Source organism: Exiguobacterium sp. JMULE1 (genome assembly GCF_013337175.1).
Taxonomy (GTDB): Bacteria; Bacillota; Bacilli; order Exiguobacteriales; family Exiguobacteriaceae; genus Exiguobacterium_A; species Exiguobacterium_A indicum.
Genome location: NZ_SGWC01000002.1, coordinates 1,536,313 through 1,549,826 on the forward strand (window position 1 = coordinate 1,536,313; position 13,514 = coordinate 1,549,826).

The following is a 13,514-nucleotide window of genomic DNA, read 5'->3' on the forward strand; positions in this document are numbered from 1 at the left end:
GATTGATTGTGGGTGGTCTTCTCATGTTGATCAGTTTCCGATTATTCCGCCAGCAACAGCCGGATACAATCGCATTGTGTAAAGATATCTTCTACGTGTTCGAAGTCCAGCCGGAATATCGGTTTCGTTATATCAGTCCTTCCCTCGATGACCATATGGGGAAAGGCGTGACAGCAGCCAGCTACATGGATCCAGACGAGTGTTTCGCGCGAATTCATCCGGAAGACATCGAAGTCTTGATGTCGAAGATTTCGGGCGACTGTGACTACGATCAGCCGTTTCGGCAACGCTGGCGGACGAATGACGGAACGTACATCTGGTTCGAAGAATATGCGACACCCATTTGCGAAAATGGACAGATCGTTGCCATCCAAGGGGTGATCCGTAACATTGACGAGCAGTTGAAATCACAACAGGCATTGCTTGATCAATACCGGATCGATGCTTTGACTGGTCTAGGGAATCGCCATGCCTTCAACGAGGCTGTCCGCACACTCGATCAAGATAAGACGACTTATGGGTTGATTCTGCTTGACTTGAATGAACTAAAAGAGCTCAACGATCGGTTCGGTCACGCGGTCGGTGATGCCTTGCTTGAACAAACAGGACTTTGCATCCGCAGCTTGACAGACCATGGCTACCGGATCGGTGGTGATGAATTCGTCTTGATCGACGAGAGTCCGTCGATTGAGCTGTTCGAGGGATTCGTCGAACACGTTCGCTCGACGTTCGCGACACACGAAATCGGACTCGCAATCGGCGCCGTTCATACGACAACAGGACGCCGTGTCGACGACGTCCTGCATGAGGCAGATGAGCAGATGTATCAAGAAAAGATGAATGATCGCTTAAGTCGTCAGCATGGATTGATGCGCTTGAAGCAATAAGGCGTTGAAGCGTTCCGGTTGATCGAGATTCGCCGTATGCCCGGCTCCCTCGACTGGTAAAACGATGACGTTTGGCACATGTTCCGCAACGAACGCGGTTGCGTCGACTTCGTATGTTTCATTCGTTCCGTTTAGGATGACGACCGGTAAGGTGATCGACCGCAGCATCGTTTCCGTCAGTGCCGGGAAACGGAATGTCATCAAATCAAGGACTGCCCGCGCCGTCGTTTTCCAGGCAGGACCATGCAACTGTTCGAACTGGTCGGCAATTTCCGGTGCTTGTTGTTCGAGGTCGAGGAAGAACTCTCGTTGCTTGCGCATCAGCGGCTCCATCGCTTTAGGAATGAATGGTGAAAAACCCGTGATACATACCCCTTCGAGTTCGTCCGGTGGATCGAGTGCCAGTTGCATCGCAAGCGTTGCGCCAAGCGACAACCCGAGAATCCATCCTGGACCTTCCTGTGCCATCCGTTCGCGGATGGCACGTGTTGCTTGTGATAAGTAATCTTCCGTTGCCGGTCCCGTCGTCATTCCGTGACCAGGCAGATCAATCGGAATGAACGTAAAATCATCCGCTAAAGCGGATAGCTGTGGTGCAAAGTGTGTTGCTGCCGTTCCCATTAAACCATGTAGTACATACATACGTGTCATACGGTAAACTCCTTAAATTGATGTAGTGTCAATATCGCGTCTACGATGACGTCCGGACGATCGCGATGCATCAGGTGTGATGTTCCCGGAACGAACGTCACGTTCGCCTGATCGGATAGATTCGCCTGTCGCTGAATCAATTCCTGCCATTTTCCTTCCATCTGCTCCAGTTCGTCTTTTGGAAAACCAGCAGCGCTCATCGTTTCGATCGACTGCGCTTTGTCCCGTCCAAGAACGGTCAACGGAACACTGAGATCGCGCATGCGTGGTTGAAGATCTTTCGCATCAGCTTTCCACTGCGAGATGATCGCATGCATCGACCGGTAATACGCCGGGTTCCAATCCGTGCGGTCATCCCCGTCCGGGAAACGGTCACGTAAATCAGTTGCTTTTGATAGTTCTTCGAACCGATCGATCCAGACGGCGTCATCCCCTTCCCGGTCGAGCATCGGTGTATCCAGCTGATCGAGTTCTGCTAAATCAACGGACGTCGCATCCACGAGAACGAGACCGGCGACACGTTCTGGATGATGTAGAGCAAAAGCTTGCGCAACAAGACCACCGTAGGAATGACCGACGAGTGTGACCGGAGTCGCAATATTCGTCGCGTTAAGAAACTGATTGATTTGCCGTAAGATGCCGGTCGTCCCGTCGATGTAATCCTCCGACCATTCGTGCGGATGAAAGCTGACGACCCGGTAGTCCGGTGTCAGTTTCGTCAGAATGTCCGCCCAGTCCTGATACGTCCCACCGAGCGAGGGGAGGAGTAACAACGGTCGACCTGTCGAACCGTCGTCATAATACGTCACTTGTTTTCCCTGATGTTGCATAATTCGTTCCATTATAATCACTCCTCTAAACTTTGAAAGATGGTGTTTACCTTGATTCGTGCCCTATTGTTTGATTTAGACGAGACGTTACATGACCGGTCCGGTTCTCTTCCCTATTTCCTTCGGGATCAGCATCAACGTTTTCGTGAAGTTGCGCATGTTCCGATCGACGACTACATCACGACGTTCTTGGCGCTTGATCAAGAAGGACGCGTCTGGAAGGACGTCGTCTATACGGAAATGATTCGTCGCTTCCAGTTGTCGCTTTCTGTTGAAGTACTGCTACACGACTACGTGACGCGTTATCCGATCTTCGCACGGAGCTTTCCGGGAGTCGACGCCTTTTTTGCGCAATTACCGCCTGAGCTACCCATCGGCTTACTGTCGAACGGTCGGACGACGTTTCAACGTGCTGTCTGTGACGCAATCGGACTGTCTCCCTCTTTTACGCAGATCGGGATTTCGGAACAAGAAGGCGTCCGTAAACCGGATCCGGCATTTTTCTTGCGCTTAACGGACCGTTTAGGTGTTCGCCCGGACGAAGTCCTTTATGTCGGCGACAATTACGACCACGACATCTTACCGGCGCGCGCCCTCGGCATGCAGGCGATTTGGAAGCGCACAGGCGATGTTCCATTGACCGACACGCAATTTTCGGACTGGTGCCAGTTACCTGCTCCACTCCAAGACCTGATACGAAAGGAGAACCAGCCATGACGGAACAGATTCGCCGTTTCCAGCCTGACGATTTTGAGCAGATTCATCGATTGAACGCATTAGAAGGATGGCAGGATCTCGTCGCTGATCAAGAGCGGACTCGCAACGCGTGGATGAATGCAAATGCCGCTTTCGTCCTTGAGTCTGACGGAGAAATCCTTGCCTATGTCCGCGCTTTAACGGACGGTTCAGTGACGACGTTCGTCTGTGAGCTCCTCGTCAGCCGAAACGCACGCAAGCGTGGGTACGGACAACAGTTACTCGATCACTTGCAACTTACCTATCCGACGCGGATCGATCTCCTGGCAACCCGTCAAGCTGCTTCTTTTTATGAACAACAAGGATTTCGTGCTTTCCATGGTTTCCGTAAATCACGATGAAGCGAGTGATTTCGAATAACTCGTGCTCGTCACGCTGTAGCCCATCGATTGATAAAAGTGATGGGCTGCTTCGCGTTCCGGTCGATTACCACTGTTCAGCAAGACGGCAGTTGCTCCTCTTGCGTGCGCCCAGTCTTCCGCTGCTCGGATCAAGCGGCGTCCGATTCCCTGCCGACGATATTTCGCGTTGACGACGAACGCGACGATTCGGACATAGGTCGTATCGTGCTCAAACGCTTGCGCCTGAAACAGACCGACGCAGCCGAGAAGCATATCGTCGTCTTCTAACACAAGCAATTCATAATCCGGATGACGGGTGACCCGTGTAAACCGTTCGCGTAACACATTCTCGCTTGCCGGATACCCGAGCTGCGTCATCAAACCGACCAATTGCGGTAGATCGTCTGTTGTCCAAGACCGGATGTTCATCTCCCTTTCCCCCTTCTACTGTTCTGGTGACAGAATCATCACCCGTTCTCTTCCCTCTTCCTGACCAACGACCAGCACGTGCTCAGATACCGGATCATCCTTGATTTGATAGACGGTAAACGCATCGAGGTTCGACGCAAAATCAGATGTGTCCTGTTCCAGTTGCGTATCGGTCAAGACATCATCCGTGACGCCGAGTCGCTTCCCTTTCAGCTGTTGCCAGTCTAAATTCGTCATCTCTTTTGATACTTTGTAAAACTGTTCATCATAATACATGCCGACCCTCATCGATTGCGATGATTGTTCGGGAACGGTCTCATGCAAGGAACTAAAGCCGATGATCGTCAGACCTGCAGCAAGGCAAACAGCTTGTACCGAGCGCCGGCGCCGTTTCGCTTTGCGGATACCTTGGATTGTCCGTTGCCTGACAGATGACGGTACATCGATCAAGATTTTTGGCTCGTGATTCATAGACTCATCCCCTTCTGTCGTCGTACTTTCTCGAGTGCGCGGTACAACGTGCTTTTGATCGTACTCAGTGGCACATTGAATGCTTGCGCAATCTCTTGCAATGACAAATCTTCTTCATACCGGAAGTAGACGATTGATCGCTCGGTCGGCTCGAGGACATCCAGTAAATCGTCCAAGTACAAGCGATCGACGAGACGCTCTTCAAACGAAGTCGTTTGACTCGGTTCGATCGCGAGCGGCTGAAACGACGCTCGATGTTGCTGGAAAGCGCAATTCATCGTGATGCGCGTCAACCACGTCTTAAAATACGAAGCATCCCGTAAACTCTTTCGCCCACGCCATGCCCGGTACGCGACCTCTTGGACGTTCTCAAGCGCTGCCGCCTCCTCTTTCAGATAAATGAAGGAAATACGGTACAAATAGTCTTCTTCTGCGAATAAAGCTGCTTCAAAAGCAGCGTCGGATAATGCTGTACCTGACTTTCGAAACACATCGGCATCCTCCTTTTTGGCAATCACTCCCCTATTAGATACGCAACACGTTTAAAAAGTTTCATTTTTTTCAAATTTTTCTTATAATTCCCTTTTCTTGCATGAATGAATTCGATAGGATGGGAAGCAGAGAGGGTGATGAACGTGTACAAGAAACTCATTGCTTTACCGGAGCTTACGCATCTCGAAGGGGCAGTCTCCATCCACCAGCAAGGTGAACAAATCTTTAGCCATGCTAACGGATTCGCACATCGAGGCTACCGCGCATCGAATACAGAAACGACACGATTCGGAATTGCCTCAGGTGCGAAACTCTTCACGGCGGTCGCTATCTTACGGTTAGTCGAGGAAGGAAAGGTTACACTCGACGAACGCGTCGCGCCGATTCTACCGGACATAGGAATCGATCTAGACGGTGTGACCATACATCATCTGTTAACCCATACGTCAGGCATCGGTGATTATTTTGATGAAGCGACGATGACCGACTTCGAGGAGGTCTTTCAAGATTTCCCGATGTACTGTTTGCGTCGTCCCATCGATTTTTTACCGTTGTTTAAAGGTCAAAAAAGACTGTTCACTGCAGGCGAACGTTTTCATTACAACAATGCGGGATACATCCTGCTCGGTCTCGTGATCGAACAATTGACGAAACAACCCTTCGCGGATTACGTGACGAACGAATTATTCGCTCGGGCGCAAATGACACAGTCTGGTTACTTCCGACTCGATTCGCTACCGGCAGATACAGCCATCGGTCACATCGAGAATGAAGACGGAACGTGGCGAACGAATCACTATGCGTTACCAATCATTGGCGGACCTGATGGCGGCGCCTTCCTCACAGCATCAGACATGGAACGTTTCTGGCGAAGCCTTCTGACGCATCAGTTGCTGTCCGAATCGATGACCACGCAACTGTTTCATCCCCACGTCAAAGTCAACGATGTTGCGTCTTATGGTTACGGCGTCTGGCTGAAACGACTCGATGCCTCGCACGAGAAGTGGCACATCATGGGTTACGACCCGGGTGTCAGCTTTCATTCCGCCTATTATCCACAATCGGAAACGATCGTCACCGTCTTATCGAATACGTCTGACGGAGCCTACGCGCTCGTTCAGGCCATCGAACTACTTTTACTTGAGAAAGGAATCCATACATGAACCTTTATATCGCTTCTCGCTTTGATCACACGTTGACCGTCCGCTGGCTCCGCGATGAACTCCGCTTGCGTGGACACGATGTAACATACGACTGGACGATGAATGATCGGGCAGAGGATCCTGAAGCATTACGAAAGATTGGTCTTGCTGAATTCGAAGCCGTACAACAAGCGGACGCCTTCGTCCTCGTGTTACCAGCAGGAAAAAGTAGTCACGTCGAACTCGGGATTGCGCTCGCGACAAATCGCCCGATTTACTTATGTATGCCGGATGCGACCTACTTCACCGGACCATTGGCCAGTACGTTTTATCATATCGGACAGACGACCTCTTGCTTCGGAACGAAAGAAGATTGGCTCGCGCAGATTCTCGCTGATCGCTTACCGGAAGAACAACTGACGTCATGAGGACCGTCCTGTTGACGATCGGACCGACCCATGCCGGGAAAACGACGTTCGCACGACAGCTTGCTCAACGTCTACCGGCAAGTTTTGTCATCGATCAGGATCTTCAAGCACGCTTTTTGCTCGAACATTATCCGGACCTCGTTCCAACAGAAGGACCGAATCAGATCAAACATGACTTGACGGGATGGTTGATCGAACAGGCAATCACGTCTTCCGTCGAGACGATCATCTTATGTAACGCCAACACCACGCGGATTGGTCGGAAACAATTATTAGATCCATTCTCCCGATCGACGTTCCGCTCGATCCTCGTCTGGTTCGATTTACCCGAAGCCACTTTTTTAAATCGACTGACTCACTCCAAACGCGATGGACGAGAGATTCGTGGCGACTCGTCGTACTACGACATCTATCAGCGGCAACGAATCGAGTCGCCAGTTACAGGTGAAGCGGACAAAATCGTTCGTCTTCGTTCGACGGAAGACGTTGACACATTCCTCGATCATGTCACGAATCCGACGCTTGACGCTCTCTTCGATGCGGTGTCGACTGATTGAAGAACATGACAATCGTGCATAAAGCACCCGCTTCTTCATCAACGAATGCAAAAAGACCAACCGATATGTAACCGATTACATAAAGAAAGAAGGAACACTCATGTCTGAAGAACAACGATTGACAGGCGGAAATGTCTCCGCTGTCTATCAAAAAGGTGAGCATGTCTATCGCTCACAAAAAGAGAACAGCAACAACGTCCAACGGTTATTATGCCACTTAGAAGCGAAACGCCTATCCGGTGTTCCGCGTTTCGTCGGCATCGACGAACAAAATCGAGAAATCCTGACCTTCCTCCCTGGTGAAACGGCCGATTATCCGCTAAAAGCATACATGTGGCATGACGACGTATTGGACGATGTCGCACGTCTGATGTGCCAGTATCATGACGCGACAGTCGACTTCGACGTCTCACCGGACTGGGCACCGTTGCTCAATACCCCGACTCCACACGAAGTCATCTGCCACAACGATTTTGCCGTCTACAATACGATTTTTCAGGATCAAAAACTGAGTGGCGTGATTGACTTTGACCTCGCAGCACCCGGTCCACGTGCTTGGGATATCGTCTATGCTCTCTATACGTTCGTTCCGCTTAGCAGCAGACGACAAACACCTGACGGATCCGTTCTTGCTTATTCACCAGAGCAAGATGACACACGTTTCGCCAAGCGAGTGAGTCGGTTCCTTGATGCGTATGGCTATGAAGGACCGCGTTCTGAACTCCTATCCATGTTATTGTTACGCGTCGAAGCCCTCTATCTGTTGATTGATCAAAGAGCTGCGGACGGTGATGCTGCATTCATCAAGATGAAAGAAGAAGGTCACGACACACATTACCGCACGGAATACCGTTTCATCGCGGAACATGGGAAAAAGTGGTTTACCAGTTCAAATAACTTAAGCTAACACATCCTAAAGGAGCGCCACACTTCACGATAACATCGTATAAGTCCGCGCTCCTTTTTATCTGTCATCATTCACGCGTCTCGTGCGCCGTTAACGTAACGGTCACGATTGCGCCTTGCTCCGACTGATTCCTAATCGTCAACTCACCGTCATGTAAATCAATGATTCGTTTAACAATCGATAATCCAAGACCATGTCCTTCATTCGCTCGTGACTGTTCGCCTTGATAAAAGCGATCGAACACGTACGGTAAGTCCGGTTCTGCGATTCCCGGTCCTTCATCGCGGATCGTGACACGAATGTTCTTTCCTTCACTTAAGGTCACTTCTAACACTCCCGACCCTGGCGAAAACCGAATCGCGTTCTCAAGCAGATTGAGCCAGACGTGCTGCATCAGTTCCTCTTCCCACTCGACGAACACTTCTGGTAAATCAAGCTCCAATCGAAGTGATTTCTCCGTCCACTGTCGTTCCAGCAACAACAGGCACGTCCGAAGTTGTTCATCAAGGCGATACCGTTTCCGCTCGATGATCGTCTGATGATCAAGTCGCGACAAGCGGACGAGATTCGACGTCAAGCGTGATAGACGGGTGCTCTCTTGCTCCATGATCGTCAAGTACTGCTGCCGTTTATCCGAGTTTTCTTCTGTCAGTAACAACCTAGAAAATCCTTGAATCGAAGCAATCGGTGTCTTCAGCTCATGCGAGATCGAAGCGACGAGATCCTTTGCGAGATGGTCGTTTCGTCGCAGTGCTTCAGTCATGTGGTTGAAGTTTTCAACGAGGAGCGCGACCTCATCATTTCCACCTTCCTTGATCGAGACATCATAGTTCCCGTTCGTCACTTCAATCGCCGCTTCACTGATGCGACGAATCCGTCGTGTCACGAGCGTGACGGCAAGCCAGGTCAGGATGAAGGCGACGCCGATCGTGATGACGATACCGATCCCGGCTGACGTTCGTAATCCGTCAAGGATGCGTTGTCCGGCAATCGGTGTCGAGACGAGATATCCTGTCTCCATTTGGCGAATGTATTGCGACGGTTCGAGCCACGACCCATCGATCGTGATTTCACCCTTTTGCTGTAACTGGTCACGTTCTGACGACGATAATGATTGTACTTGATTGAGCGACGTGTATTGTGTCGTTTGAATCAAAGACTGATCCATATACTGACTCGCCTCAGCGAACGACAGGTTTTGGTCTTGCATCAATCGTTCAATCTGATCCGTTCGTTGTTGCAATTGATTATTTAGGTCTTGATCGACTTCTTGGAACTGGAACCAGACCGTCATGATGAACGGTAATAGCAGTGGTAGTAACAATAAACCGAAGAGGATGACGAAAAAGCGACCAGAGATCGAGCGGACGAAGCGTTTCACTGGATCACTCCCTTATAACCGAGTCCCCAGACCGTCTCGATCGTAAAATCATCATAGGCGCTGAACTTGTCACGCAACCGCTTGATGTGGACATCGACCGTCCGACTGTCGCTCTCGGCATCATATCCCCAAATCTCGTCCATCAATTGCTGACGTGTAAAAATCTGCTTCGGATGTGCGAGCAAGCGATAGAGCAGTTGAAACTCCTTTTGTGGTAACGGTATCTCACCATGAGGCGTTACGACCGTTGCGTCCGTCATTCGTAGTTGCAGGGCGCCGACGATTAATTCTTGCGCTGCTACGATCTTTGACCGGCGTTACAGCGCTCGGATCCGAAGTAACAGTTCGTCCAAATCAACCGGCTTGACCATATAATCATCAGCACCGGTCGTGAACCCGGCTTCCTTATCCTGAAAGGAATCCAGCACTGTCAACATCAAGACAGGTTGTTCGTATCCTGATTCACGCAGCAGCTCAACCAGTTCGATCCCTGAAACGTGTGGCATCATCACATCCGTTACGACGAGATCGACGTGTTGTTGATCGAGTTGGTCGAGTGCGTCTTTCCCGTCTCTCGATTCAATCACCGTAAAGCCGGCGGACCGGAGTGTCTCGCCTAATAGTAGACGGACATTCCGGTCATCTTCGGCAATCAAAATCGTTACCATCGTCCTCCTCCTTCACTTAAACATTTCGTAAGGCTTCGATCGGATTCAAACGAGATGCCTTTCGCGCTGGCATGTAACCGAACAAGACGCCGACACCGATCGAGAATCCGGCGGCAAGCAGAATCGTGCTCACGGAGAGTGTGAACGGTGTACTAATCATCAGACTGGCGCCAAATGCGAGCATCGCTCCGACAAGAATCCCCATCACTCCACCCATCAAGGACAGTAGAATCGATTCCAAGAGGAACTGAAGGCGGATCGTACGTGGTTTCGCACCGAGTGCTTTTCGTAAGCCAATCTCCGTCGTTCGTTCCGTGACCGAGACGAGCATCATGTTCATGATGCCGATCCCACCGACGATCAAGGAAATCGACGCAATACCTGTCAACAAGAGCGAGAGCATCGTATTGATTTGGTCAATCGAATCGAGGGCTTCATCCAAGCTGACGACGTCATACGTATCGTCGCGTCCGTTATAGAACTGGTACAGCTTTGCCGTGACATCCCGTTTGACGGTCGCGACGTCAGCTGCGTCCGTCTTGAAGATATCCACTTGCTTAACGGCTGTCACTCCAAGCGTCCGCAAGGCCGTCGTATAGGGAATGACGATTTGGTCGCTATCCGCGTCGCTGATACCGACGATCCGGTAATCGAGTCCATCAAGCTTGATCGTCTTACCGATCGCGACCTGACCCGGATAGAGTGTTCGGGCGACGGATGGACTGACGACGGCGACATGCGTCTGTTGTTTTACATCACTGATGACGATGCCGCGTCCTTGCGGGACATCTTCAGATTCCCGGTAATAGATGTGATTTCGCCCTTCGATCGTCACTTGGTCGAGTGAATGATTTTCGACACGGATGTTCCGAACCGTCGAGACGGTCGGTGAGACACCGCGTGTTCCTTTAATCGTGTTTAACTCTTCCAGTTGTGCAGGTGATAATCCTTCTTTCAACGGCGTCTCTGTCGTTTGGACCGTTAATTTATTGGCACCGAACGAGGCGACCTCTTCATTGATTGAGGCCGTTGCGCCGTTGACGATTGAAATCAAGGCGATGATCGATGCGACACCGATGATGACACCAAGCGTCGTCAAAAACGACCGCATCTTATGATGCCAGATATTCGACCATGCCATCCGTAACGTTTCGCGAATCATGTCGTCACCTCCGTCACCTGACCATCTTCGATCCGGATGATCCGGCGGGCTTGCTTAGCAATATTGACATCGTGTGTGATCATGATGATCGTCTTCCCTTCCTCTGAGAGGCTCTCGAACAACTCCATGATTTGTTTCCCTGTCTTTTGATCGAGCGCTCCGGTCGGCTCATCAGCGAGTAAAATCGTCGGTCGCGTCACGAGCGCCCGGGCAATCGCAACCCGTTGTTGTTGACCACCGGACAATTGACTTGGTAAGGCATCGGCTTTATCTGTCAATCCGACACGTTCCAGGAGCTCAAGCGATCGCGCGCGGCGCTCTTTGCGCGAGACGCCGGCATAGATGAGCGGTAATTCGACGTTTTGTAAGACACTCATGCGCGGTAGCAACTGGAATTGTTGAAAGATGAAGCCAATTTCTTCGTTGCGAATCGTCGCTAGCTGATCCTCGGATAGATCGTGGACGAGCTGCTCCTGCAAACGATAGACGCCGTTTGAAGCGACATCGAGGCATCCGATGATATTCATCAGTGTTGATTTTCCTGAACCCGAAGGTCCGAGGATCGTCACATATTCACCAGCCTCGATCGTCAGCGATACTCGATCGAGGACGATGTGACGATTGGTTCCTTCGCCATAAGCTTTTTGGATTTCATGCAAGTCAACGACCGTCATCAGGATGCACCTCCTGGTGGAGTCGGAAGAAGACCGGAACCACCGTCCTCACTCGGCAGGAAGACTTCGTCTCCGGCGGACAATCCGTCCTTGATTTCAATATCCTGTCCGTCCGTCACGCCCGTCTCGATGTAGTGACGAGTCGTTTCCCCGTCTTTTTTCACATATACATACGGACGATCCGACTTCGAATACGAAATGACATCGAGCGATAAGACAGGTACATCTTGTGCGAGTTGATATGGTAAACGTCCCTCGACCGTCATGCCGGGTAACCAGTTTGACGAGCTCGGTACCGATACCTTTGCATTGAAATACGTACTTCCATTTTCCGTCACAGCTTCCGGACTAATCGATTCGACCTTCCCTTTGATGGTTTTATCAGATGCATCCGTCTGTAATTCAATCGTATCTTCAACTTCAATCCGTTCGATATCTTGCTCATCAATTTTCAGACGAGCGATCAACTCTTTGTTGTCTGCAACAACGAAGAGGACAGTATTCGGGGCATAAACTTCGCCTTCCGTGACGTCAAGACGAACGAGTTGTCCAGAGCGAGGTGCCTTGAAATCTTCTCCTCCTTCGACGCTGACGATCGTTTGACCCGACTTAACGGTATCTCCTTCTTCAAAGCGAACGTCGGTGACACGGACATCACGATCACTGATGACCGTCTGTCGATCTTTCGCTTCAAGCGTGCCCGAGAAGTAGAAGAATGTTTTTAATGTCTTTAACTCGACGACCTCCTTCGTTCCTTGTGCCTCTCCTCGTCCTAAAAAGAGCGTGGAACCGATTAACAGGAGTACCAGGATGATCCCTCCACTGATCCATAACCATTTCTTGCGTGTTCGTTTCATGTTAAATGCCTCCCTTGATTGGTGTTAATCCGATCATAGGGAGAAGTTATGAACCAACTATGAACAAATATTAAAAAAGTGGTTGGATCAGAAATAAAAACGCAATAGACAAAATTTTCTAAAAATAATACACTGAACATAACCAAATTATGTAAAAGGAGTGGTCATATGGATATTACCTTTCAAGATATTTCGCATACATTCGAACGAAGCGGTGTCCGGACCGATGTCTTGCATCAACTAAACGGTCAGTTTTCGCAAAGTGAGGTGACGGCACTCGTCGGTCCATCCGGTTCTGGAAAATCAACGTTCCTGAGTCTCCTTGGTTCGCTTGATCGCCCGACGTCCGGTCAAATCCTCTATGACGGGCAGGACATCACGTCTTGGAAGAACAAACGGTTATCGCAATTCCGCTCGCAAGAGATCGGCTTCATCTTCCAGCAGTTTCACTTATTACCGGCACTGACGGTGTCTGAGAACTTAAAGGTCGCCTTATTAAAGCAAAAGACCTCCTTCAATCAAGAGGAGCGGATTCTCGAGCTGCTCGAACGGGTTGGACTCGACGATAAACGGAATGCTTTACCGGCTCAATTATCCGGTGGACAACAACAACGGGTCGCGATCGCCCGTGCCCTGCTTCACCATCCGCAATGGATTCTCGCGGACGAGCCGACCGGTAATCTCGATTCCGTGACGGGTGACGCAATCTTCGAGTTGTTACTAGAGCTGCATCGTGAAGCTAAGTGTGGCGTTTTATTTGTCACACACGACCTAGAACTCGCCGAACGTGCTGACCGGATTCTCTTCATGCAGGATGGACGAATCGTTGAAGACCGCCGGAAGCGTACGGTGCAAAGTGTCTAAGTATTGTTAATGAGGAG

At 50.4% G+C, this 13,514-nt stretch carries 19 protein-coding genes; 8 read left to right on the plus strand and 11 right to left on the minus strand.

Translation table 11 applies throughout. The annotated features are described in order from the left end of the window. Positions 1 to 23: 23 nt before the first annotated feature. Positions 24 to 887, plus strand: a complete 864-nt coding sequence (locus EXW93_RS08325; RefSeq protein WP_174316337.1) for a sensor domain-containing diguanylate cyclase — start codon at positions 24 to 26, stop codon at positions 885 to 887. Here the strand turns inward: EXW93_RS08325 and EXW93_RS08330 are convergent. Both EXW93_RS08330 and EXW93_RS08335 read right to left on the minus strand, forming a co-directional pair. After that, positions 849 to 1,538, minus strand: coding sequence for an alpha/beta fold hydrolase (locus tag EXW93_RS08330; protein WP_055968224.1), 690 nt, complete (start codon positions 1,536 to 1,538; stop codon positions 849 to 851). The genes EXW93_RS08325 and EXW93_RS08330 overlap by 39 nt on opposite strands. Next, positions 1,535 to 2,380: an alpha/beta fold hydrolase gene (locus EXW93_RS08335; protein WP_174316338.1), complete on the minus strand. Its 846-nt coding sequence runs from the start codon at positions 2,378 to 2,380 to the stop codon at positions 1,535 to 1,537. The genes EXW93_RS08330 and EXW93_RS08335 overlap by 4 nt, the downstream gene beginning before the upstream one ends. A 39-nt stretch (positions 2,381 to 2,419) precedes the next feature. On the opposite strand from EXW93_RS08335, the gene EXW93_RS08340 reads away from it, so the two are divergent. Together EXW93_RS08340 and EXW93_RS08345 are read left to right on the plus strand one after the other, a co-directional pair. Further along, positions 2,420 to 3,085 (plus strand): HAD family hydrolase, encoded by a 666-nt coding sequence (locus EXW93_RS08340; RefSeq protein ID WP_052017117.1) that lies wholly within the window; start codon positions 2,420 to 2,422, stop codon positions 3,083 to 3,085. Further along, positions 3,082 to 3,465, plus strand: a complete 384-nt coding sequence (locus EXW93_RS08345; RefSeq protein ID WP_023468382.1) for a GNAT family N-acetyltransferase — start codon at positions 3,082 to 3,084, stop codon at positions 3,463 to 3,465. The genes EXW93_RS08340 and EXW93_RS08345 overlap by 4 nt, the downstream gene beginning before the upstream one ends. Here the strand turns inward: EXW93_RS08345 and EXW93_RS08350 are convergent. The 3 genes from EXW93_RS08350 to EXW93_RS08360 are packed head-to-tail and all read right to left on the minus strand — an operon-like array spanning position 3,457 to position 4,856. Then, positions 3,457 to 3,894 carry a GNAT family N-acetyltransferase gene (locus EXW93_RS08350; protein WP_023468383.1) on the minus strand — a complete coding sequence of 146 codons (438 nt, stop codon included), beginning with the start codon at positions 3,892 to 3,894 and terminating at the stop codon, positions 3,457 to 3,459. The two genes, EXW93_RS08345 and EXW93_RS08350, sit on opposite strands and share 9 nt — an antisense overlap. A 15-nt stretch (positions 3,895 to 3,909) precedes the next feature. Then, entirely contained in the window at positions 3,910 to 4,365 is a 456-nt protein-coding gene (locus EXW93_RS08355; protein WP_023468384.1) for a hypothetical protein, read from the minus strand. Continuing rightward, positions 4,362 to 4,856 (minus strand): sigma-70 family RNA polymerase sigma factor, encoded by a 495-nt coding sequence (locus EXW93_RS08360; protein WP_055968230.1) that lies wholly within the window; start codon positions 4,854 to 4,856, stop codon positions 4,362 to 4,364. Before EXW93_RS08360 ends, EXW93_RS08355 begins: the two co-directional genes overlap by 4 nt. A 138-nt stretch (positions 4,857 to 4,994) precedes the next feature. On the opposite strand from EXW93_RS08360, the gene EXW93_RS08365 reads away from it, so the two are divergent. From EXW93_RS08365 to EXW93_RS08380, 4 genes are all read left to right on the plus strand, one after another. Next, positions 4,995 to 6,020 carry a serine hydrolase domain-containing protein gene (locus tag EXW93_RS08365; protein WP_119182608.1) on the plus strand — a complete coding sequence of 342 codons (1,026 nt, stop codon included), beginning with the start codon at positions 4,995 to 4,997 and terminating at the stop codon, positions 6,018 to 6,020. After that, positions 6,017 to 6,427, plus strand: coding sequence for a TIR domain-containing protein (locus tag EXW93_RS08370; protein ID WP_023468387.1), 411 nt, complete (start codon positions 6,017 to 6,019; stop codon positions 6,425 to 6,427). The genes EXW93_RS08365 and EXW93_RS08370 overlap by 4 nt, the downstream gene beginning before the upstream one ends. Beyond that, a complete protein-coding gene (locus EXW93_RS08375) occupies positions 6,424 to 6,984 on the plus strand; it encodes a P-loop nucleotide/nucleoside kinase family protein (RefSeq protein ID WP_174316339.1) in 561 nt (186 codons plus the stop codon). The genes EXW93_RS08370 and EXW93_RS08375 overlap by 4 nt, the downstream gene beginning before the upstream one ends. Before the next feature lie 100 nt (positions 6,985 to 7,084). Then, positions 7,085 to 7,891: a phosphotransferase gene (locus tag EXW93_RS08380; RefSeq protein ID WP_174316340.1), complete on the plus strand. Its 807-nt coding sequence runs from the start codon at positions 7,085 to 7,087 to the stop codon at positions 7,889 to 7,891. Positions 7,892 to 7,958: 67 nt separating this feature from the next. Here the strand turns inward: EXW93_RS08380 and EXW93_RS08385 are convergent, their stop codons facing one another. Genes EXW93_RS08385 through EXW93_RS08405 form a run of 6 tightly spaced genes read right to left on the minus strand, consistent with a single transcriptional unit; the run spans position 7,959 to position 12,633 of the window. Further along, positions 7,959 to 9,272, minus strand: a complete 1,314-nt coding sequence (locus EXW93_RS08385) for a HAMP domain-containing sensor histidine kinase (protein WP_174316341.1) — start codon at positions 9,270 to 9,272, stop codon at positions 7,959 to 7,961. Beyond that, positions 9,269 to 9,532: a winged helix-turn-helix domain-containing protein gene (locus EXW93_RS16440; RefSeq protein ID WP_254606198.1), complete on the minus strand. Its 264-nt coding sequence runs from the start codon at positions 9,530 to 9,532 to the stop codon at positions 9,269 to 9,271. Before EXW93_RS16440 ends, EXW93_RS08385 begins: the two co-directional genes overlap by 4 nt. A gap of 57 nt (positions 9,533 to 9,589) precedes the next feature. Continuing rightward, positions 9,590 to 9,940, minus strand: coding sequence for a response regulator transcription factor (locus tag EXW93_RS16445; RefSeq protein WP_254606199.1), 351 nt, complete (start codon positions 9,938 to 9,940; stop codon positions 9,590 to 9,592). Positions 9,941 to 9,956: 16 nt separating this feature from the next. Continuing rightward, positions 9,957 to 11,102, minus strand: a complete 1,146-nt coding sequence (locus EXW93_RS08395) for an ABC transporter permease (RefSeq protein ID WP_174316342.1) — start codon at positions 11,100 to 11,102, stop codon at positions 9,957 to 9,959. Continuing rightward, positions 11,099 to 11,776: an ABC transporter ATP-binding protein gene (locus EXW93_RS08400; RefSeq protein ID WP_055968249.1), complete on the minus strand. Its 678-nt coding sequence runs from the start codon at positions 11,774 to 11,776 to the stop codon at positions 11,099 to 11,101. The genes EXW93_RS08395 and EXW93_RS08400 overlap by 4 nt, the downstream gene beginning before the upstream one ends. Further along, complete coding sequence (locus EXW93_RS08405) at positions 11,776 to 12,633, minus strand: efflux RND transporter periplasmic adaptor subunit (protein ID WP_174316343.1); 858 nt, start codon at positions 12,631 to 12,633, stop codon at positions 11,776 to 11,778. Before EXW93_RS08405 ends, EXW93_RS08400 begins: the two co-directional genes overlap by 1 nt. Positions 12,634 to 12,801: 168 nt before the next feature. Here EXW93_RS08405 and EXW93_RS08410 point away from each other — a divergent pair, with 168 nt between their 5' ends. Beyond that, positions 12,802 to 13,497 (plus strand): ABC transporter ATP-binding protein, encoded by a 696-nt coding sequence (locus tag EXW93_RS08410; RefSeq protein ID WP_023468400.1) that lies wholly within the window; start codon positions 12,802 to 12,804, stop codon positions 13,495 to 13,497. The last annotated feature ends 17 nt before the right edge of the window (positions 13,498 to 13,514 follow it).

Bases quoted from the DNA above. Each gene is read 5' to 3' on its own strand.
- EXW93_RS08365 (WP_119182608.1), top strand. From the start codon at position 4,995: ATGAACGTGTACAAGAAACTCATTGCTTTACCGGAGCTTACGCATCTC.
- EXW93_RS08375 (WP_174316339.1), top strand. From the start codon at position 6,424: ATGAGGACCGTCCTGTTGACGATCGGACCGACCCATGCCGGGAAAACG.
- EXW93_RS08345 (WP_023468382.1), top strand. From the start codon at position 3,082: ATGACGGAACAGATTCGCCGTTTCCAGCCTGACGATTTTGAGCAGATT.
- EXW93_RS08395 (WP_174316342.1), bottom strand. From the start codon at position 11,102: ATGATTCGCGAAACGTTACGGATGGCATGGTCGAATATCTGGCATCAT.
- EXW93_RS16440 (WP_254606198.1), bottom strand. From the start codon at position 9,532: ATGACGGACGCAACGGTCGTAACGCCTCATGGTGAGATACCGTTACCA.
- EXW93_RS08330 (WP_055968224.1), bottom strand. From the start codon at position 1,538: ATGACACGTATGTATGTACTACATGGTTTAATGGGAACGGCAGCAACA.
- EXW93_RS08405 (WP_174316343.1), bottom strand. From the start codon at position 12,633: ATGAAACGAACACGCAAGAAATGGTTATGGATCAGTGGAGGGATCATC.
- EXW93_RS08350 (WP_023468383.1), bottom strand. From the start codon at position 3,894: ATGAACATCCGGTCTTGGACAACAGACGATCTACCGCAATTGGTCGGT.
- EXW93_RS08335 (WP_174316338.1), bottom strand. From the start codon at position 2,380: ATGGAACGAATTATGCAACATCAGGGAAAACAAGTGACGTATTATGAC.
- EXW93_RS08410 (WP_023468400.1), top strand. From the start codon at position 12,802: ATGGATATTACCTTTCAAGATATTTCGCATACATTCGAACGAAGCGGT.
- EXW93_RS08380 (WP_174316340.1), top strand. From the start codon at position 7,085: ATGTCTGAAGAACAACGATTGACAGGCGGAAATGTCTCCGCTGTCTAT.
- EXW93_RS08370 (WP_023468387.1), top strand. From the start codon at position 6,017: ATGAACCTTTATATCGCTTCTCGCTTTGATCACACGTTGACCGTCCGC.
- EXW93_RS08400 (WP_055968249.1), bottom strand. From the start codon at position 11,776: ATGACGGTCGTTGACTTGCATGAAATCCAAAAAGCTTATGGCGAAGGA.
- EXW93_RS08355 (WP_023468384.1), bottom strand. From the start codon at position 4,365: ATGAATCACGAGCCAAAAATCTTGATCGATGTACCGTCATCTGTCAGG.
- EXW93_RS16445 (WP_254606199.1), bottom strand. From the start codon at position 9,940: ATGGTAACGATTTTGATTGCCGAAGATGACCGGAATGTCCGTCTACTA.
- EXW93_RS08325 (WP_174316337.1), top strand. From the start codon at position 24: ATGTTGATCAGTTTCCGATTATTCCGCCAGCAACAGCCGGATACAATC.